16 protein-coding genes are annotated in these 19,338 nt (G+C 64.3%); 2 read left to right on the top strand and 14 right to left on the bottom strand.

The features are described 5' to 3' along the window. Positions 1–10: 10 nt before the first annotated feature. Entirely contained in the window at positions 11–265 is a 255-nt protein-coding gene (locus OKW29_RS06415) for a BON domain-containing protein (RefSeq protein ID WP_429290387.1), read from the bottom strand. A gap of 195 nt (positions 266–460) precedes the next feature. Here OKW29_RS06415 and OKW29_RS06410 point away from each other — a divergent pair, with 195 nt between their 5' ends. Beyond that, complete coding sequence (locus OKW29_RS06410) at positions 461–1,156, top strand: YceH family protein (RefSeq protein ID WP_187629109.1); 696 nt, start codon at positions 461–463, stop codon at positions 1,154–1,156. A gap of 49 nt (positions 1,157–1,205) precedes the next feature. Here the strand turns inward: OKW29_RS06410 and OKW29_RS06405 are convergent, their stop codons facing one another. The 6 genes from OKW29_RS06405 to OKW29_RS06380 all read right to left on the bottom strand — a co-directional run bounded on the left by OKW29_RS06405 (position 1,206) and on the right by OKW29_RS06380 (position 6,556). Continuing rightward, positions 1,206–1,724, bottom strand: coding sequence for an SLATT domain-containing protein (locus OKW29_RS06405; RefSeq protein ID WP_429290386.1), 519 nt, complete (start codon positions 1,722–1,724; stop codon positions 1,206–1,208). A 22-nt stretch (positions 1,725–1,746) separates the two neighbouring features. Further along, positions 1,747–2,790 (bottom strand): rod shape-determining protein, encoded by a 1,044-nt coding sequence (locus tag OKW29_RS06400; RefSeq protein WP_013091688.1) that lies wholly within the window; start codon positions 2,788–2,790, stop codon positions 1,747–1,749. Between the two features lie 146 nt (positions 2,791–2,936). Continuing rightward, positions 2,937–3,794: an IclR family transcriptional regulator gene (locus OKW29_RS06395; protein WP_187616728.1), complete on the bottom strand. Its 858-nt coding sequence runs from the start codon at positions 3,792–3,794 to the stop codon at positions 2,937–2,939. 90 nt (positions 3,795–3,884) lie between these two features. Next, entirely contained in the window at positions 3,885–4,613 is a 729-nt protein-coding gene (locus OKW29_RS06390; protein ID WP_018425118.1) for an SDR family NAD(P)-dependent oxidoreductase, read from the bottom strand. 13 nt (positions 4,614–4,626) lie between these two features. Further along, positions 4,627–5,928 (bottom strand): MFS transporter, encoded by a 1,302-nt coding sequence (locus OKW29_RS06385; RefSeq protein WP_184062229.1) that lies wholly within the window; start codon positions 5,926–5,928, stop codon positions 4,627–4,629. Between the two features lie 106 nt (positions 5,929–6,034). Beyond that, positions 6,035–6,556: a 2,4'-dihydroxyacetophenone dioxygenase family protein gene (locus OKW29_RS06380; protein ID WP_429290385.1), complete on the bottom strand. Its 522-nt coding sequence runs from the start codon at positions 6,554–6,556 to the stop codon at positions 6,035–6,037. Between the two features lie 328 nt (positions 6,557–6,884). On the opposite strand from OKW29_RS06380, the gene OKW29_RS06375 reads away from it, so the two are divergent. Next, positions 6,885–8,303, top strand: coding sequence for a trypsin-like peptidase domain-containing protein (locus tag OKW29_RS06375; protein WP_429290384.1), 1,419 nt, complete (start codon positions 6,885–6,887; stop codon positions 8,301–8,303). Between the two features lie 63 nt (positions 8,304–8,366). On the opposite strand, the gene OKW29_RS06370 is transcribed toward OKW29_RS06375, so the two are convergent. The 7 genes from OKW29_RS06370 to OKW29_RS06340 form a co-directional block, all read right to left on the bottom strand. Next, a complete protein-coding gene (locus tag OKW29_RS06370; RefSeq protein ID WP_429290383.1) occupies positions 8,367–9,848 on the bottom strand; it encodes an efflux transporter outer membrane subunit in 1,482 nt (493 codons plus the stop codon). Beyond that, entirely contained in the window at positions 9,841–13,038 is a 3,198-nt protein-coding gene (locus tag OKW29_RS06365; protein ID WP_429290382.1) for a multidrug efflux RND transporter permease subunit, read from the bottom strand. Before OKW29_RS06365 ends, OKW29_RS06370 begins: the two co-directional genes overlap by 8 nt. Before the next feature lie 11 nt (positions 13,039–13,049). Beyond that, entirely contained in the window at positions 13,050–14,258 is a 1,209-nt protein-coding gene (locus OKW29_RS06360; protein WP_429290381.1) for an efflux RND transporter periplasmic adaptor subunit, read from the bottom strand. Between the two features lie 367 nt (positions 14,259–14,625). Next, a complete protein-coding gene (locus tag OKW29_RS06355; RefSeq protein WP_429290380.1) occupies positions 14,626–16,092 on the bottom strand; it encodes an amino acid permease in 1,467 nt (488 codons plus the stop codon). A gap of 361 nt (positions 16,093–16,453) precedes the next feature. Further along, positions 16,454–17,182, bottom strand: coding sequence for a hypothetical protein (locus OKW29_RS06350; protein WP_429290379.1), 729 nt, complete (start codon positions 17,180–17,182; stop codon positions 16,454–16,456). A gap of 316 nt (positions 17,183–17,498) precedes the next feature. Beyond that, positions 17,499–18,941 (bottom strand): ISNCY family transposase, encoded by a 1,443-nt coding sequence (locus OKW29_RS06345; RefSeq protein WP_429290378.1) that lies wholly within the window; start codon positions 18,939–18,941, stop codon positions 17,499–17,501. Between the two features lie 120 nt (positions 18,942–19,061). Beyond that, positions 19,062–19,250, bottom strand: coding sequence for a hypothetical protein (locus tag OKW29_RS06340; RefSeq protein ID WP_429290377.1), 189 nt, complete (start codon positions 19,248–19,250; stop codon positions 19,062–19,064). Positions 19,251–19,338: the final 88 nt, after the last annotated feature.

Genomic DNA, 19,338 nt, shown 5'->3' with positions numbered 1-19,338 from the left:
CTGACTGAGGTCAGCCCTTGCGGACGACGGTCCGGTCCGCGACTGAAGTGACGCCGAACAGACGCGTCACGTCTTCGAGCATCGCGGCGCGCTGTGCTTCGCGCTGAAGCTCGCCCGACAGCGTGATGCGCCCCCGCGCGACCTTCACGCGCACGGCGCGCGGCGGCACGGCCGAATCCCACGCGAGACGGCGCGCTGCTTCGGCGGCGATCTGCGCGTCGGTCAGGCGGGCAGATTCGCTCGCTCTCGAGCTTGTGGACCGCATGGCGTCTCCGCGAAACAGAATGTCGATCAACTCACACTAGCAGATGTGGCGGGTTTTGCCGGCGTGCGCGCTTCGCCGCCGGCGCAGATTCGCTCGCCGCGCCGGGCTCGCCACGTTTATCATAGTGCCCACCTGACAGAACGCGCCGTCCAGCCGCGAACGGCGCGCGCATCTTCCACGAGACCTCGCAATCCCATGAATTCGACTCCCGACGCTCCTTCCCGACCCTCGCTGCGCGCGCTGACCGCGCTCGAAGGACGTGTTCTCGGCGTGCTCGTCGAAAAACAGCACACGGTACCCGACAGTTATCCGTTGTCGCTGAACGCGCTGACGCTCGGCTGCAATCAGAAGACCGGCCGCGCGCCGGTGATGAGCGCGACCGAGGCCGAGGTACTGACCGCCGTCGACGGCCTGAAACGCCTGAGCCTCGTGTTCGAGGGCAGCAGCAGCCGCGTGCCGCGCTTCGAGCACAACATGAACCGCGTGCTCGGGCTGCCGGGACAGTCGATCGCGCTGCTGACCACGCTGCTGCTGCGCGGCGCGCAAACAGCCGCCGAATTGCGCCTGAACAGCGCGCGCCTGCATGGCTTCGCCGATATTTCGTCGGTCGAGGCGTTTCTCGACGAGCTGGCCGCGAACGATCCGCCTCGCGTCGTCCGGCTGCCGCGCATGGCGGGCGAGCGTGAGAATCGCTGGATGCATCTGTTGTGCGGCGAGGTCAGCATCACCGAAGCCGCGCAGTCCGCGCTCGCCGAGGACGACAGCGTGCCGCTGTCGGCATTCGAGGCGCTGAAGGCCGAGCAGAAGCGTCTCGCCGATGAAGTCAGCCGTCTGCAGGCCGTCGTGCGGCGCATGGCGACCGAGCTGGGTATCAGCGCGGACGATCTGTGATCTGAAACGGAAACGAAAGCGAAGGCGAAGGCGCGCCCGGCCGCCTGTTTCACGCATCACGCCGGCGCGGCCTATCCGCCAGCAACGTGCGCTGCGTGCGACAGAAGATCCGCGGCGGCACGTTCGGCGAGTCTTCGGCGAGACGGTCGAGTTCGGTACGGATCCCGGTGAGGTAGTGCGCTTCGCGCGCATCGGCGTCGCCGGCAAACACCGCTTCGAGCCGCCGACGCACCGCGCCATAGCGCGCACCGGCCGCGCGATGCTTCTCGGCACGCTCCGCATAGCGCAGGAACGTCTGCAACGCGGCCGAGATCGCCGCCGCCACGCTGACGAGCCCAACGACTATCCGCATCTCGATCGACACCGGCGGCGCGCTCAACGACGCGAACACCGCCGTGCCGACGAACGCGGTCAGCGCGGTCACGAGCCAGCCCATGCGGCGCTCGCGCGCCGACAGCAGATCCGCCATGTCGTAATGGCTCATCTGCGATTCGCGCGCGCGGCGAATCCATTTCAACAGCAGCTCGGTTTCGTCGACGGGCGGCTCGTAGGCGGGCAGGGTCGTCATCGTTCAGCGTTCGGCACGCGCATCAATCGTAGGAAAACGAGCTGCCGAACTTCTCGATCCGCTCCAGCGCCATGCCCGAGCCGCGGACGACGCAGGTCAGCGGCGCCTCTGCAACGAACACCGGCAGGCCGGTTTCCTCGGCGAGCAGACGGTCGAGGTCGCGCAGCAGCGCGCCGCCACCCGCGAGCGTGATGCCGCGCTCGGCGATGTCCGCGCCGAGTTCCGGTGGCGTCTGTTCCAGCGCGATCTTCACCGAAGACACGATCTGATTCAGCGGATCGGTCAGCGCTTCGAGGATTTCGTTGCTCGACACCGTGAAGCTGCGCGGAATGCCCTCGGACATGTTGCGGCCTTTGACTTCCATCTCCATGACCTCGGAGCCCGGAAACGCGGAGCCGATTTCCTTCTTGATCGCCTCGGCGGTCTGCTCGCCGATCAGCATGCCGTAGTTGCGGCGGATGTAGTTGACGATGGCGTCGTCGAACTTGTCGCCGCCGACGCGCACCGAGCCTTTGTACACAATGCCGCCGAGCGAGATCACGCCGACCTCGGTGGTGCCGCCGCCGATATCGACGACCATCGAACCGGTTGCATCCGACACCGGCAGGCCGGCGCCCGTCGCCGCGGCCATCGGTTCCTCGATCAGATAGACCTGCGAGGCGCCCGCGCTATGCGCGGCCTCCTTGATCGCGCGGCGCTCGACCTGGGTCGAACCGCACGGCACGCAGATGATGATGCGCGGCGATGGCGCAAACAGCCGCGACTCGTGCGCCATCTGGATGAAGCGCTTGATCATCTGCTGGGTGATGTTGAAATCGGCGATCACGCCGTCTTTCATCGGGCGGATCGCCTCGATGTTGCCCGGTACCTTGCCGAGCATCTGCTTCGCTTCGCGGCCCACGGCGAGGATGATTTTCTTGCCGTTCGGCCCGCCTTCCTGGCGGATCGACACGACCGACGGCTCGTCGAGAACGATGCCCTTGCCGCGCATGTAGATCAGCGTGTTCGACGTACCGAGGTCGATTGCCAGGTCGTTGGAAAAGTAGCCGCGCAGAAAACCGAACATGCGTATTCCTGTCTTTTCGAAGGCGGGCGCGTGAGCGCCGCCGGGAGCTTGTCGGGGTCTGCCGCTTGCACGCGGCGGGCGGCCAGAGCGGCCGCGCGACAGCAAGAATAGCAGTTTATCGGCGGGCGCGGCCGCACTATCGTCCGCTATCTGCCGCTCGCCGGCCCCAGCCGCGCCGCAATCGTGCGGCATGCCGCAAGCAGCGGCTCGATGTAAGTGGCTTGCACATCGTCGCGTCGGCGGAAGGTCGGCATGCTGATGCTCACGCAGCCGGCCGCGCGGCCGTCCGGGCCGCGAATCGCGGCGCCGTAGCAGCAGATCGATACTTCGTTCTCCTCGCGGTCTTCCGCGTAGCCGCGTTGCGCGGTCGCGTCGAGCTCGCGGCGCACGGCGTCGAGGTCGGTCAGCGTGTGCTCGGTGAAACGCTCGAGCGGCGCGTTCTTCAGCAGCGCCTCGCGCTCGGCCACGCTGAGTGTCGCCAGATACGCCTTGCCGACCGAGCTCGACGTCAGCGACACACGCGTGCCGATGCGCGATGCCATGCGCACCGCGTGCGGGCTTTCGAGCTTTTCGATGTAGACCATCTCGCCCTGGCTAGGCACCGCGAGGTGGATCGTCTCCGATGTGAAGTCGCGCAACGCCATCAACGCATCGACGGCCGCGAGCCGCAGGTCCGAGCGCTCCCAGCTATGGCTCGCAAGGTTGATCAGGCGCGGTCCGAGGCCGAAGGTGTTGCCGCTGCCGCTCGCGACGATCAGCCCTTCAGCCTGCAAAGCCGCGACGATGCGATGGACGGTCGGGCGTGGATAGCCGCTCGCCGCGCTCAGCTTCGCGACGTTGGGCGGCGTTGGCGCATCGGCGATCAGTTGCAGCACCGCGATGAACTTCGAGAACGCGGCGGCGCCGGCGACGGCCTTGGAGTCGGCTTTGTCGTCGGCGTGCCCGACAGCGTCATGGCCGGCGGCGCCGGCGTGGGAACGGGGTTTGGAAGCGGAACTCGACATCACACAGAGGCAGGGCAGAGCAGGGGTACGCAATTATGCCTTTATCGATGGCGTCGAACGACGGCGGCGCCGCTTCACGCGCCGACTCGATCACGCGACGAGATATCCGCCGTCGACCGGCACGATTGCGCCGGTCATGAACGACGCCGCCGGCGAGCACAGGAACACCGCGACCTGCGCGACTTCCTCCGGCGTGCCCCAGCGACGCAGCGGCGTACGTTCCAGAATCGCCAGCGAGCGTCCATCGTCGTCCTGCAACGCCTGCGTGAGCGGCGTTGCGATCCAGCCCGGCGCAACCGCATTGACGCGAATGCCGTCGGCGGCATAGGCGATCGCGAGCGACTTCGTTAGCTGCGCCACCGCGCCCTTGCTCGCGCTATAAGCGGGCACGAGACCGCCGCCGAAAAAACTCAGCATCGACGCCGTATTGACGATGCAGCCCGCCGACGCCTTCAACGAGTCGCGCGCGGCGGCGCATACGCGCATCGTGCCGTTGAGATTGATATCCATCACGCGTTCGAACACGTCGAGCCGATGTTCTTCGACGCGGCTGATCACGCCGGCGCAGTTGACCACGATGTCGAGACGCTCGAACGCGTTCACCGCGGCCGTGACGGCGTTGCCCGAGCGGACATCCAGCGTGACGCGCGCAATCTCGCGATTGAGCGTATCGGGCGTGCCTTCGGGCAGCGGCAAACCAGCCGCCACCGTGTGCGCGCCAAGCTGCGCGAGCGTGTTGGCGATCGCCGCGCCGATACCGGACAAGCCGCCGGTCACGAGCGCGGTCTTGCCTTCGAGGAGCTGGTTCTGGAACGTCATGGGAGAAGCCGCCTCAGGTGGGTTGGGTCTCGATCGAGCTCGCGAGCGGCGCGGGCGCCACTTCCTGGACGACGAACAGATAGACGAGCGCCGCCGCGAACGCGACGGCCGCGCTGATCAGCAGCGCGTTGACGAACGAATGCGTCCGATCGACGACGATGCCGGTGATCACCGGCGCGAACGAGCCGCCCAGATAGCCACCGAAGTTCTGCATGCTGCCGAGCGACGCCACCAGATGTCGCGGCGCGGCGACGCTGACGAGCGCCCATGCGCTGCCGCTCGACAGGTTCACGAACAGCATCGCGAGCGACACGTAGACGATCGCGAGCGTCGTGCTTGGTGTGTAGGCGGCCGGCACCGTGAATGCGGCCGCGCCGACGAGACCGACGCACAGCGGCCACTTGCGGCTGCGGATCGGCGCCATGCCGCGCTTCAACAGATAGTCGGCGATCACGCCGCTGCTCGCCATGCCGATCGTGCCGAACACATACGGAATCGCGACGAGCCAGCCGGTGTGCGCGATGCTCAGATGACGCTCGCGCTCCAGATAGCCGGGCAGCCACGTCAGATAGAGCCACACCATGTAGATCACGCCCATGAAGCCGAAGATCATGCCCCACGTGTTGCGCAGCTTGAACAGCGCGCCCCATTCGGACCAGCTGAGGCCCTGCGGATTCTCCTGGCCGGTCGCGCCTTCGTTCAGATGCGCGGTTTCTTCTTCGGTCAGCACGATTTCGCTGCGATTGCGATAGACGAGGTACCACGCGAGCGCGACGACAACGCCGAGCACGCCCATGATGACGAACATCGTTCGCCATCCGAAGGAAAGCATCAGCACCGTGAGCAGCGGCGGTGCGATCATCGGCGCAATGGTGGATGACGAGATGAAGGTGCCGATCGGCGTGCCGCGTTCGCGTACCGCGAACCATTCGCTGACGACTTTCGCGCCGGCCGGAAACAGCGGCGCCTCGGCGATGCCGAGCACGACGCGCGCCGTGAGGAAGTGATTGAGCGTCTGGATGAAGCCGCCCGCGACCTGGGCGATCGACCACACGAGCATGCCGAGGCCGAGCATCACGCGCGATCCGAAACGGTCCAGCAGCGCGCCGACCGGCAACTGCGCGAACGCATACGACAACGAGAACGCGGACAGAAGCAGCCCCATCTGCGAAGCGGACAGATGCAATTCCTCGCTGACCAGATGATTCGCGATCGACAGCGTGCTGCGGTCGAGATAATTGACGATGCCCGCCACCGTCAGAAAGACGACGGCGACCACCTGGATACGTTTCAGACGCTGCGACTTCTGAAGCATGTTTGTCTCCTGCGCAATGGGTCCTGCTGTGTGGGAATGGTGTTGCCGTACCTGTCGGTATTGCGGTGTCCTGGCTGTTGGTTCCGTTGGGGGCTTGCGCGGCGTTTTACCGGACGAACTGCTCGACGTAGTCTTCGCCGAGGCCCACCGCCGCGTAGTGCTTGCGGCACATGTCGATCTTCGTGAATACGTCTTCGTAACCGGTGTAGTTCCCGTACGGATCGCAATAGAACATCACGCCGTTGACCTGGAAGTACGTGATCATTTCCTCGACGTCCTCGGGCACATATAACGTATGCGTTTCGCCCGGCGGCTCGAACACGTAGCTGCCTTCGGTCGCGACCCAGTCATGCTCGAGATAACGCCAGCGGCCCTTGAGCACCATGCCGTGCACGGCCTGCGGATGACGATGCCGGCTCAACACGCCCGAGCGGCGTACGCGCAGCAGATTCATCCAGTATCCCTGCGACGCATTCAGGCATAGTGGCCGGAACGACACGTTTTCTGCCTGCGGGACCCACACGCGTTCGTCGGTCGGAATCGCGAAGGGCACGACGATTTCCTTTTGCGCTTCCTTCGGGAACGGCAGCTGGTACGGCGTCAGGTCGGATTGATTGGCCTCTGGCATGGGGAAATTCCTCGCGAAGTGTGCAGAAAAAAGAAATGTCCACATTGTGGATAAAAAGTCCACGATATGGTTATTATCGGAACCGGTTTCGGCGGGGTCAATCCTGGGGAAATTACTGGTCAGGCACGATAAAGCGACGCCGCACTCGTTCTCGAATCGCGCGAAAGATGCACGTGTTGCTATCTCATAAAAGCCGCACGACACGCAAAAAGCGCCTAAAGCAAGGCCTGCGCGCGCATTCTGATCGAACACCATCTTTAAGTCTGCTTTAAGTGGAGGCCACTACATTACGCATCCACCACGTAACCCTCCGCAAGACTCCCTGACTATGACCACCAAAAACTATTGGCGCGGTAGCGCCGCGATCTGCGCTGTCCTCGCAATCGGCGGCGCGTATGCTCTCAGCCATCGCAATGCCGATGCGTCGGTGAACGACGCGCAGGGCCCGACGTCGTCGCTGCACGCGGCGGCGGATATCGTCGGCTCGCGCTCGTCGGCACCGGACTTCTCCAGCATCGTGACGCGCTATGGCCCGGCGGTCGTGCATATCGGCGTGAAAGAAGCCGCGTCGGTCGACGAGAACGGTCAACGCAAGAGCGGCGGTGAAGCGCTCGGCTCGGGCTTCATCATTAGCCAGGACGGGTACATCCTGACCAACAATCACGTCGTCGACGGCGCGACCAGCGTGACCGTGAAGCTCACCGACGGCCGCGAATTCCACGCGCGCGTGATCGGCAAGGACAAGGCCTCCGACGTCGCCGTCGTCAAGATCGACGCGACCAATCTGCCAACCGTGAAGATCGGCAACCCGGACAGCAGCAAGGTCGGCGAATGGGTCGTGGCGATCGGCTCGCCCTACGGCTTCGACAGCACGGTGACCTCGGGCATCATCAGCGCGAAATCGCGCTCGTTCTCCGACGATAGCCCGATCCCGTTCATCCAGACCGACGTGCCGGTCAACCCGGGCAACTCGGGCGGTCCGCTGTTCAACCTGAACGGCGAAGTGATCGGCATCAACTCGATGATCTACTCGCGCACCGGCGGCTTCCAGGGACTGTCATTCGCCATCCCGATCGACGCGGCGATGCACGTGAAGGACCAGCTCGTGAGTACCGGTCACGTGAGCCGCGGCCGCATCGGCGTGGGCGTGCAGCCGCTCAGCGCCGACAAGGCCAAGGCGCTCGGCCTCGACTCGACGGGCGGCGCACTGGTCGGCTCGGTCGATCCGAATGGTCCCGCGCACGCAGCCGGTCTGCGCCAGGGCGACGTGATCGTCGGCGTGAACGGCAAGCATATTGGTAATACGACCGAATTGATCGGTCAGGTCGCGCAACTCTCGCCGGGCAGCAAAGCGACGATCAGCGTGTGGCGCAACGGCGGCGAAAGCAAGCTGGCGGTGACGGTGGGCGCGCAGCAAGCGTCGGACATGGCGTCGGCCGCGCCACGCGAAGAGCAGCAGGAACAACCGCAGCAGCAAAACCGTCCGCGTCTCGGCGTCGCCGTGCGTGCGCTGACCCAGGACGAACAGCAGCAAGCGCAGCTGCCGGGCGGCGTGGTGGTGCAGCAGTCCACCGGTCCGGCCGCCGAAGCCGGCATTCAGGCGGGCGACATCATCGTTGCCGTCGACGGCAAGGTGATTCACGGCGTCGAGCAACTGCGCCGCATGATCGCTCAGGCGGACGACAGCGTGTCTGTCACCGTGGTGCGCGATGGTGAACAAGCATCGGTCGACGTAACGCTTGGCTGATGAGTAGAACCCGCCGGTGCAATGCCGGCGGCGGGCACGACGCGCTGCTGTGGCGCGCGTGCCTCAGTTGGACGGGTGGACCCCCTCAGCGTGAGACGTGCTTTGCGTGACGTTCCGCGGCTCGTCGGGCCCGCCCCCCAATGCGACGTAAAGCGACACCCCGTTCTGCAAGGCCGTCGCCCGAAGCTGGATCAGCTGCTGCTCGGCGGCAAACTGATTGCGTCGCGCATCCACCACCTCGAGATAGATCGAGATCCCGTTTTCGTAGCGCAGCTCCGCCGTTTCGGCGAGTTGCCGCTGCGCCTGCACCGCCTGTTCCTGCGCCGCGATCTGTTCCTTGTAGCGTTGTCGCGCGACCAATGCGTCGGACACTTCACGAAACGCGTTCTGCACCGTGCGCTGATAATCGGCGACCAGTTCGTCGCGTCGCGCGCGCGCCTGCGATAGTTGCGCCTGGCGCTGTCCCGCATCGAAGATCGGCATGCCGACCAGCGCGCCGAACGACCACGCCTGCTTGGCCGGCACGAACAGATCGCCGAGTTCGGGCGACACATATCCGAAGCTACCCGTCAGCGCGATGCGTGGAAAAAAGTCCGCACGAGCGGCGCCGATGTCGGCATTGGCTGCGCGCAGTTGCTGCTCGGCCTGCTGGATGTCCGGCCGGTCGATCAGCAGTGCGGAGGGCAGGCCCGCATCGAGCTCGCGGAACTGCGCGGCGTCGGCGATCGGCGGCGCCGGCGGTAGCGACCCGCTGAGCGGCCCGCCAATCAGCACCTCGAGCAGATGGCGCTGCTGCGCGGTGGTCCGTTGCAGCTCGGCCAGCTGCGTCTGCGCCTGCGTGACCAGAATGGCCGCCTGGTCGTAATCGACCATCGACGTGACGCCCGCGTCGAGCCGCATCTTCGCGACTTCCAGCGCGTAGCGCCGACTGTCGAGCGTCTGTTGTGCAAGCTCGATGCCTTCCTCGCCCGAGCGGATCGCGTAGTAGTTCGACGCGACATTGCCGATCAGCGACAAACGGAACGCGTGCTGCGCGTCGACAGTGGCCAGATATCGACGCCGCGCGGCTTCGCTGGTGTTGCGCACGCGCCCCCAGAAGTCGAGTTCGAACGACGTCACCGCGGCCTGCACGTTGTACTGGTTGAACTGGACCGAGATGTCCGTGTTGTCGAACTCGGGATCGATCGAACCGAGTGGCGCCCTGGTGCGGGTCGCACCCGCGTTCGCGTTGACCTGCGGCAAACGCGCGGCGTTCTGGATGCGATAAAACGCGCGCGCCTGCTCGATGTGCGCGATCGACGCGGCGAGATCGCGGTTGTGCTCGAGCGCCGCCTCGATCAGCAGCTTCAGTTGCGGATCGGCGAAGAAGGTCTGCCAGTCGACTTCGCTTGCCAGATGCGCGGTGGCCGGATTGGCGGTCTCCGTCGTGTCGAAACGATCCGCGATCGGCAATTGGGGCTGCTGATAGTTCGGCGCAAAGTTGCAGGCGGCGAGCGAGCAGCAGAAGAGGGGCAGCGCGAGGCGCACATGAAGGCATTTACGCATCGCGCTGCCCTCCACCCGAATCGCGCGGCATGCCTGTCGGCAGATCGTCATCGTCGAGATCGATGCTGCGTTTCTTGCGGCTCAGCCAGCGTCGCGCGGCGACATAGAACAGCGGCGTAAAGAAGATGCCGAACATCGTCGCGGTCAGCATGCTGCCCATCACGCCGGTGCCGACCGCGCGGCGGCTCGCCGCGCCCGCGCCGGTCGCGAGCACGAGCGGCAGCATGCCCAACACGAACGTGACGCTCGTCATCAGAATCGGGCGCAGACGCTGCTGTGCGCCGCTTTTGGCGGCGGCTAGCGCGTCCCTTCCTTCGGATTCCTCCTTGATCGCAAATTCGACGATCAGAATGGCGTTCTTCGCGGCAAGGCCGATGATCGTCACGAGGCCGATGTTGAAATACACGTCCGCGGACAGTCCACGCAGCATCGTCAACAGTACCGCGCCGATCACGCCGAACGGGATGATCAGCAACACCGCGACCGGAATCGCCCAGCTCTCGTACAGCGCCGCGAGCAACAGGAACACGACCACGAGCGACAGCCCGAGCAGCATGCCGATCTGGCCGCTCGCCTGTTTTTCCTCGAGCGCGGTGCCGGTCCATTCATAAGCCAGGTTGCCGGTCAACACGTGCGACGCGATGCGCTCCATCTCGGCGATCGCCGCGCCGCTCGAACGGCCGGGCGCGGCCTGACCCGACAGTGTCGCGGACGGAAAGCCGTTATAGCGTTCGAGCTGCTGCGGTCCGGAAATCCAGCGCACGCGCGTGAACGCCGAGAACGGCACCATCTCGCCGCGGTTATTGCGCAAGCGCAGCGAAGTCACGTCCTCGGCACGCATGCGTTGTTCGGCGTCCGCCTGCAACAGCACGCGCAGCACGTTGCCCTCGAACACGAAGTCGTTCACGTAGTTCGAGCCGAACGTCAGCGCAAGCGCCTGGTTGACCTGACCGATTTGCAGGCCTAATGCGCGCGCCTTCACGCGGTCGATCTCGACATACAGTTGCGGCGCTTCCGGCATGCCCTCGGCGCGCACGCCCGCGAGAACGGGGCTTTGCGACGCCTCGATCATCATCCGCCGCGCGGCCTGTTGCAGCGCTTCGCCGCCGATGCCGCTGCGATCCTGGATCTTCATCGTGAAGCCGGTCGCGTTGCCGAGCGACGGAATCGGCGGCGGGTCGAGCGCAAAAATGATCGCCTCGGGAATCTGCCGAAACGCCGCATTCGCGCGACGCACCAGCGCGCTCGCCGAATTGGCCTCGCCCGAGCGCTCGTCCCACGGCTTCAGATCGACGAAGGACAGAGCCGCCGATTGCCCCTGGCCAAAGAAGCTGAAGCCCGTCACGGACGCGACGTTGCGCACTTGCGGCTGGGTCCGCAGAAACGCCTCGACCTGGTCGATCGCGTGCTGCGTGCGCTGGTCGGTCGAACCCGGCGGGCCGGTATACGTAATGAAGATATGCCCCTGGTCCTCGGTCGGCAGAAAGCCGGTCGGCAGCCGCGTGAAGAAAAACACGGTGATCGCGCAGGCCGCGACGAACACCAGCAGCCAGCGCAGCGGCGAGCGCAGCATCGCATCGACGCCCACGATATAGCGTGTGGTGCCCGCGTCGAGCCCACGATTGAAGCCGTCGAACACGCGATGCAGCAGACGCGAAGCCGCGTTCTTCGGCCGCTCCTTGGCGGCCGCCTCGCTGCGCAACAGCGCCGCGCACAACGCCGCGCCGAGTGTCAGCGCCAACATCGTCGACAGCAGGATCGACACCGCGAGCGTGACCGAAAACTGCCGGTAGATGCCGCCCGTCGAGCCCGGAAAAAACGCCATCGGAATGAACACCGCGACGAGCACCAGCGTACTCGCGATCGCCGCGCCCGATATCTGCCCGATCGCCTTCACCGTTGCGCGCGGCGCACCGAGCCCTTCCTCGCGCATGATGCGCGCGACGTTTTCGACGACGACGATCGCGTCGTCGTTGAGGATACCGATCGCGACCACCATGCCGAACAGCGACAGAATGTTGATCGACAGCCCGAACAGGTAGAGCCCCGCGCACGTGCCGATCAACGCGATCGGCACCACGATCGTCGGGATCACGGTCGCGCGCCAGTCCTGCAGGAACAGGAACACCACGACCGTCACGAGCAACAGCGCCTCGACCATCGTGCGGATCACGCCCTGCACCGAGGTCGTGATGAACGGCGTGGTGTCGAACGGCACGGTCCACGCGACGCCGCGCGGGAAGATCGGCTGCAATTCGGCCATGCGCTGGCGCACCGCGTTGGCGACTGCGAGCGCGTTCGCGCCGCTCGCGAGCTGGATCGCGATCCCGGCCGACGCCTTGCCGTTGACGGTCAGGCGGTTGCCGTAGCTGTCGTTGCCGAGCTCGACGCGCGCGACGTCGCCGACCCGCACGGTCGAGCCATCCGGATTCGCGTGCACGATGATTTCGCGGAACTGCTCGGGCGTCGTGAAGCGGCTTTGCGTGACGATCTGCGCGGTGAACTCGGAGCCCGGCGCGATCGGCTGATCGCCGAGGCTGCCGCCCGCGGTCTGGCTGTTCTGCTCCTGGATCGCCTGCAACACCTCGCTGGCCGACAGCCCAAAGCCCGCGAGCTTGCGCGGATCGAGCCAGATCCTCATCGCGTACGACGAGCCGAACAGTTGCACGTCGCCGACGCCGTCGATACGGCGCAGCTCGTTGATGATGTTGTTCGACGCGAAGTTGCCCATCGAGACGGCGTCGGTGGTGCCGTCGGTCGCCTGCAGTGCAAGCAGCATCAGAAAGCCCGACGACGCCTTCGTCACGCTCAAGCCGATCTGACGGACTTCGAGCGGCAGGCGCGGTTCGACGCGGCTCAGACGGTCCTGCACCTGAGTGCGCGCGATGTCGAGATCGGTGCCGGGCTTTAGCACCACGGTGATCTGCATCGTGCCGTTCGAGCGGCTCACCGACGACATGTACAGGAAATTCTCGATGCCGTTCATCTCGTCTTCGACGATCGACGTGACGGTACGCTCGAGCGTGCTCGCGTCCGCGCCGCTGTAGACCGCGCTGATGGTGAGCGACGGCGGAGCGACGTCGGGGTACTGCTCGACCGGTAGCAGCGCGAGCGCGATCGAGCCGAACAGCACGATGAAAAGGGCGATGACCCACGCGAAGACCGGCCGGGCGACGAAGAATCGATTCATCGGCGAGCCCGTCAGTGCGCGGTCGAAGCGGGAGCAGGGGACGCGGCCGAATGCGCCGCTGGCGACGCATCGGGGGCGGGCCGCGCGTCGACCCGTTGACCGGGCTGCACCTTCTGCCAGCCATCGACGATCAGGCGCTCGCCGGGCTTCAGACCGTCGCGCACGGTCCAGCGTCCTTCGCCCTGCTCGCCGAGATAGATATTGCGGCGGACCACGGTGCCGTCGTCCGCGACCAACGCAACGCTTGCAATGCCGTTGTCGAGCTGCACCGCGCGCTCGGGAATACGGATGCCCCGCACATTGCCCGCCGCGATGATGCGCCCGCGCACGAACTGCCCCGGCAACAGCGTGCGGTCCGGATTCGCGAACTGCGCGCGCACCGTCTGCGTACCGGTCGACGGATCGACGACGAGATCGGCGAAGTCCAGAAAACCGCGCTCGTTGTAGACCTGGCCGTTGGCAAGGATCAGTTGCACCTCGACGTGCTTCATCCTGGTCGGCTTGCGCGCGCCCGACTGGATCTGCTGCTGGAAGTCGAGCATCGCGGTATTCGACTGCGTGAACACCGCGTTGATCGGCGTCAGTTGATTGACCTGCGTGAGCAGCGTGGCGGCGCCCGCGCTGACGAGCGCGCCTTCGGTGACGAGCGCGCGGCCCGCGCGTCCGGCGATCGGCGTGCGCACGATGCAGCGATCGAGCCGCAATTGCGCAAGCGAGACCGCAGCTTGCGCATCGGAGACAGTGGCCTGCGCCTGCTGCATCGTCGCGAGCGCGGCGTCGTATTCCTGCGCGCTGACCGCATGACGGCCGACGAGCGGCTTGAAGCGGTCCACCACCGACGCCGCGTTGTCGCGCACGGCGGTCGCGCGCGCGAGCGCGGCCTGCGCCTGCTGCAACTGCGCGCGATAGTCGCTCGCGTCGATCTGGAAGAGTGGGGCGTTGGCCGGCAGGTCCGTGCCTTCCTGATAGAGCGTGCGCTGGACGATGCCGTCGACGCGCGCGCGAATCTCGGCGGTGCGCACGGCCTCGATGCGACCAGGCAACTCGACGACATCGGCGACAGGGGTGGTGGAAACCGTTTCGACCAGCACGGGAACCGGTGGCATCGACGCGGCGGTGGGAGTCTGCGACCGGTCGTTGCAGGCGGCAAGCAGGAGCGGCAAACCGGTGATCAGAAGCGATACGGCACGACTACGCAGGCGGAGTGCGGAGCAAAGCAAGAGAAACTCCTTTGATCAAGGCAGTCTTTTTTGCGCGTGAGATCGGTGACGGTTTTAACGGTTTGCGGTCGAATTAACTATTCAGAACGTGTGTGGGTGCGTTAATGCGGGGAAAAGATTTCTGTTGATCCTACCGTGTCTGGGTGGCTTGTCAATTTATTCTTGGTGGTCGCGAGTGGAATGGACTCGCAACGACCAGGCGGCGCATGCGGTGGGCACGAGCGGGTGATTCCCGCTCGCAGACGAGGTGTTGAATGGTAATTGTCAATTACATGTCAATTGTCATCCGGCAATTGCCGCAATTCAAAGGCATGCAATTGTCATCGAAATCGAGGCGCCCCAAAAAATATTCCGAGTCGCCACACACTCACGTACGTTTGCGCTCCGGATGCCGCAACACCGAATGGTTACGGCCGTATGACAGATAAATCGTCATGCCGATCACGAGCCACACGACGAGCCGCAGCCACGTGACGAGCGGCAAGCCGACCATCAGCAGCAGGCAGAACAGGATGCCGAGCACGGGCACGACCGGCACGGCGGGCGCCCGGAATGGACGCGTCGCCTCGGCGTCGCTGCGCCGCAGATAGATCACCGCGCCACACACGAGGACGAACGCGAAGAGGGTGCCGATGCTGACCATCTCGCCGAGCACGCCGATCGGTGTCAGCGCCGCGACGATCGCGACGACGGTGCCGATCAGGATCTGACTCAGATAGGGTGTATGCAGACGCAGATGGACCCTCGAGAAAAAGTGCGGCAACAAACCGTCTTGCGACATCGTGAAGAAGATGCGGCTTTGTCCATAGAGCAGCACGAGTATCACGGTGGTCAGCCCCGTCAACGCGCCGATTTTGATCAGGATCGAGAACCACGTGAGCCCGATCGCGTCGACGCCCTTGGCGATCGGATCAGGAACGTTCAGCTCGGGGTACGGAACGAGGCCGGTCAGCACGCCGGCGACGAGGATGTACAGCACCGTACAGATGATCAGCGAGCCGAGAATGCCGATCGGCATGTCGCGCTGCGGCTGTCGCGCTTCCTGCGCGGCGGTCGACACCGCATCGAAGCCGATGAACGCGAAGAACACCACGGCCGAGCCGCGCAGAATACCGCTCATGCCGAAACTGCCGAACTGGCCGGTATTGGCAGGAATGAACGGATGCCAGTGTTCCGGCTTGATGAAAAACACGCCGATGGCGATAAACGCGACCACCACGGTCAGCTTGATCGCGACCATCACGTTGTTGAGCCGCGCCGACTCCTTCGTCCCCAACACGAGCAACGTGGTCAGGATCGCGATGATCAACACCGCCGGCAGGTTGATCACGCCGGTGACCGTCGAGCCATCGGCCAGTTTGACGATGGTGCCGGGTGCCGCGGCGAGGGTAGGTGGAACGTCGATGCCGACGTTGCGCAACAGGCTCACGATATAGCCGGACCAACCGACCGCGACGGTCGCGGCGCCCATCGCGTACTCGAGGATCAGGTCCCAGCCGATGATCCACGCGAAGATCTCGCCGAGCGTCGCATACGTGTACGTGTAGCTGCTCCCGCACACGGGCAGCATCGCCGCAAGCTCCGAATAGCACAGGCCGACGAACGCGCACGCGATGCCGCCCAGCACGAACGACAGCGTGATGGCCGGCCCCGCGAACTGCGCGGCGGCGGTCCCCGTCAGCACGAAGATGCCTGCGCCGATGATCGCGCCGATGCCCATCGCGGTGATACTCGTCGCGCCCAGCGTTTTCGACAGGTGACGGCCTTCTTCGACGTCGGCGCTGGCGACGATATCAGCAACGGTTTTGCGTGCCATGTAACCGGTAGCGGCCATGATAAGTCGTCCCTTTTCAGTGTTGATCAGGCACGAACCGGTTAGGCTGCCATCGGCTCGTGGAGCACGACAAAAACATCCGTCGCCGCGCACGGCAATGGCCACGGCAAGTGCGGAGAAAGCATCTAACGGAAAATTCAGTCTATGCCGGATTAAAGGCAAAGTGAAATCCGCTTGCTTTGTCGGCGCGCCAGGGCAGTGCGATGGCTGACGCGCGCAGCGCCGGGCGTGCCGCGGGCCGTGGTGCATTTGTGCATTGCGATCGCAAGCAAGGCCTCTGGTTCGATTCAGGAGGACTTACGATGTGCGATTGCGGAATCGGCAAGCCAACGTGGGCGATTTCAGGCTTGCGGGGTGGACCTCAGCCGATCCGTCCGCGCCGCAGCACGCCGCTCAGACCGAGCGAGTGGCCTGGGTCGTAGTAGTGAATGAGGAGCGTGCGCCGCTGTCCGTTCTGTACGTCGAAGTTCGCATGCTGAAGTGCGAAGCCGTTGAATTCATAGACGCTGCCCGGCTTGACCGGAATGCGTTTGCAGTTGCCGACACGCAGATCATGCAAGGTATGCCAGCTGCGCCAGCTGAGCGGCAGGCTGTGCAGGAAGCCATGGCGTATCTTGCAGATCATGTTGGTCAGCGTCGTTACGGACAGGCGCGGCTTGCGGTACATCACGAGGTCGCCGTTGTGAACTCCGTCGGGTGCGAGCTGAAGCGGAATCAGCAGCGTTAGCAGGTGCGAGTCGTAGTGGCGGCAGTGGCTCTCGGTCAACGAAGTCTTGCTCGCACAGCGCAGTACGTGGAACGGCTCAGTCGGTAAGTTTGTCTGACCGAACTTCGCAGCCATCGCGCGCGCATTCGCGCAGATCGACTGCTCGAGTTCGCGAAAGGCCTGACCGCGACGCAGCATCTCCGCAATCTTTGCGCCGGACTGCGAGCGCGGTGCCGTCGTGCCAAACAGGTGGTCGATGAACTCATTGATTTCGACGATCGACTCCTGCGGAATCACGTCATCAAAAGACCTCAAAGCGACGCTTTTGTCGATTCGAATCTGTTTAGTCTCTGTATGTCCACGCACGTCTGTCAGGGTGTCCATAGCCCAAATTTCCATTCGCTTTTTATTCTACGACCGTATTGAAAAATATCCCCTCCGAGGCGCGCACAATGTGCGCCAGCGTACATAAAGTCCTCAGGCGATTGAGCTCGATCATTAAATCTAAAGTCGGATTCATCTGACAGCTTTTGTAAATCTCGTTGGGCCGATTTGGAAAATGCTGCGACTGCGACGATTCAGCTTTGCCCAGGTACGACATTACAGCTTTGCCGCTACATCACATGTCGAGGCCAGATTGAAATGTCGGGGTCTTATCTAGATACAGATGTCGGGGTTGAGGTCGATTCTGGGTGTTGGGCTAGGGTTGTCTTGCGGTCCTTTTATATCTCTCTGGAGGGGTTTTTAGCACCGAGCCTCCCGGGTTCTGGTGTGTCCCCATGACTGCCGCATTCCAGTCATCGAGCGTCACTTCGCGCTGCTTCTTCGTGCCAGGTAGCCGCGCCTTCGCACGCACGGGTTCACCGCGGTTCGTGCGTGACGGTGAGCCGGAGATCCGGCGGTTGTCGCGCTGCGCCTGGAGCGCCTGCGCGACCTGCAGCGCATGACCAAGACGCTTGTGCTCGATCACCGCGCCCTGGTCGATCTCGGCAAGCTTGTCGTACTGGACACAGGGCAGGGCGATACCATCGGCACGGATCTCGAGGCGTCCGTCCGGATACTCCCACACGTCGATATAGCGGTGAATCAGCCTGCGGTTGGCCGGCGTATCGTCAAGCAGCCAGATCACGCGGTCGTTCAGCAGCGTCAGGGAATCCGAGACCTTGCGCAGAACCCGCCAGGTCAGGACCGCGTCGAGATCCTCGTCAGCGCGCACGGGTCGATGCGCATCGAAAGCGCTGCGTGGCGGCTTCGCAAAGCGCGCGTTATAGGCTGCCATGAACGCGGGCGCCCAGGCGTTGGCAGCCTCGATGGTGCTGATACCGCGCAGCCGGAGCTCCTTGACGAGCCGGTCCTGCAGCGTGAGGTGGGCGCGCTCGACGCGTCCCTTGGCGGGGCTTGAGTTCGCGCAGAACGTGTCGATGTTCAGCTCGTACATCGCCCGGCCGAACTGTGTAACACCTTTACCCGCTGTCTCCGAGCGTCGCTTCACGTAAAAGACGCTGGCCTTGTCACTGTAGAACGCCACCGGCTTGCCATGCTGCTCAAGATACGCGCGCGTCGCCTCAAAGTAGCTGAAGGTCGATTCGGTCGACGTAAAGTGCAGCATCATCAGGCGGCTCGTGGCGTCATCGACGTACACCAGCAGCGTGCAGGCCGGCGCCCGGTCCTCGAACCAGCGATGGTCGCTGCCGTCGATCTGCACCAGCTCACCCAGGCATGCACGCCGCGCACGCGGCTGGTAGATCTTCGGTGGCCGCTGCCGACGCGGTACCCACAGGCCGGCGTCCATCATCAGGTGCCGCACGGTTTCCTTCGACAGCACGAGGCCATGACATTCGCGCAGCTTCTCGCACGCCAGCGTCGGCCCAAAATCGGCGTAGCGCTCGCGAATGGTGGTCAGGGCCCGCACGGCCAGTCCTTCATCGAGCTTCCGGTTGCCGGGCGACTTGCGCTTGCGTGAAGCCAGTCCCGCCGCGCCCGATTCCCGGTATCGCGTTACCAGCCGCTCGACCTGACGCACGGTCAGACCCAGTCGCCCGGCGGCACGCCCTGGCTTGAGCCCCATGTCCACCACGGCCTGGATCACCTTCAGACGGTCGAGTTCGCGCATGTTCAATGTCACCAGTGCGGCTGGGATCATGACTGGCTCCTGCGATCACGCTGCAAAATGCCAGCTTGCCAGCCACGATAAAACACGACATTTGTATCTTGCTAGAACACGACATTCTCATATTGCCGCTACATCACAAATGTTGATAATTTATCTTATGTCAAATGTAGTTGCGCATCGACGCAACTGCAGGAGACGATCACGCACATTTGCCAGTTCTCCGCTAGCGGTCATGCGCCTGCCGAGCTTGAGGGCTTCTTCGAGGACGGTTTCCGGCAAGGCCTTTCCGGCAAGAACCGGATCATTTATCAGGTCCGCGACGAGACCGTTTTCGTTCATCTCGTGGTCGACGCTCGACGCGACCTGCCCTCCCTCCTTCAGAGAATCGTGCTTCGGCTGATGTAACGGGTCAGGACGGCCGCCTTGC

The organism is Paraburkholderia sp. CI3 (assembly GCF_050436505.1).
In the GTDB taxonomy this organism is placed as follows: Bacteria; Pseudomonadota; Gammaproteobacteria; order Burkholderiales; family Burkholderiaceae; genus Paraburkholderia; species Paraburkholderia tuberum.
Note: the sequence above shows the minus strand (reverse complement) of the source record. Positions and strands in the feature narration are given on the sequence as shown.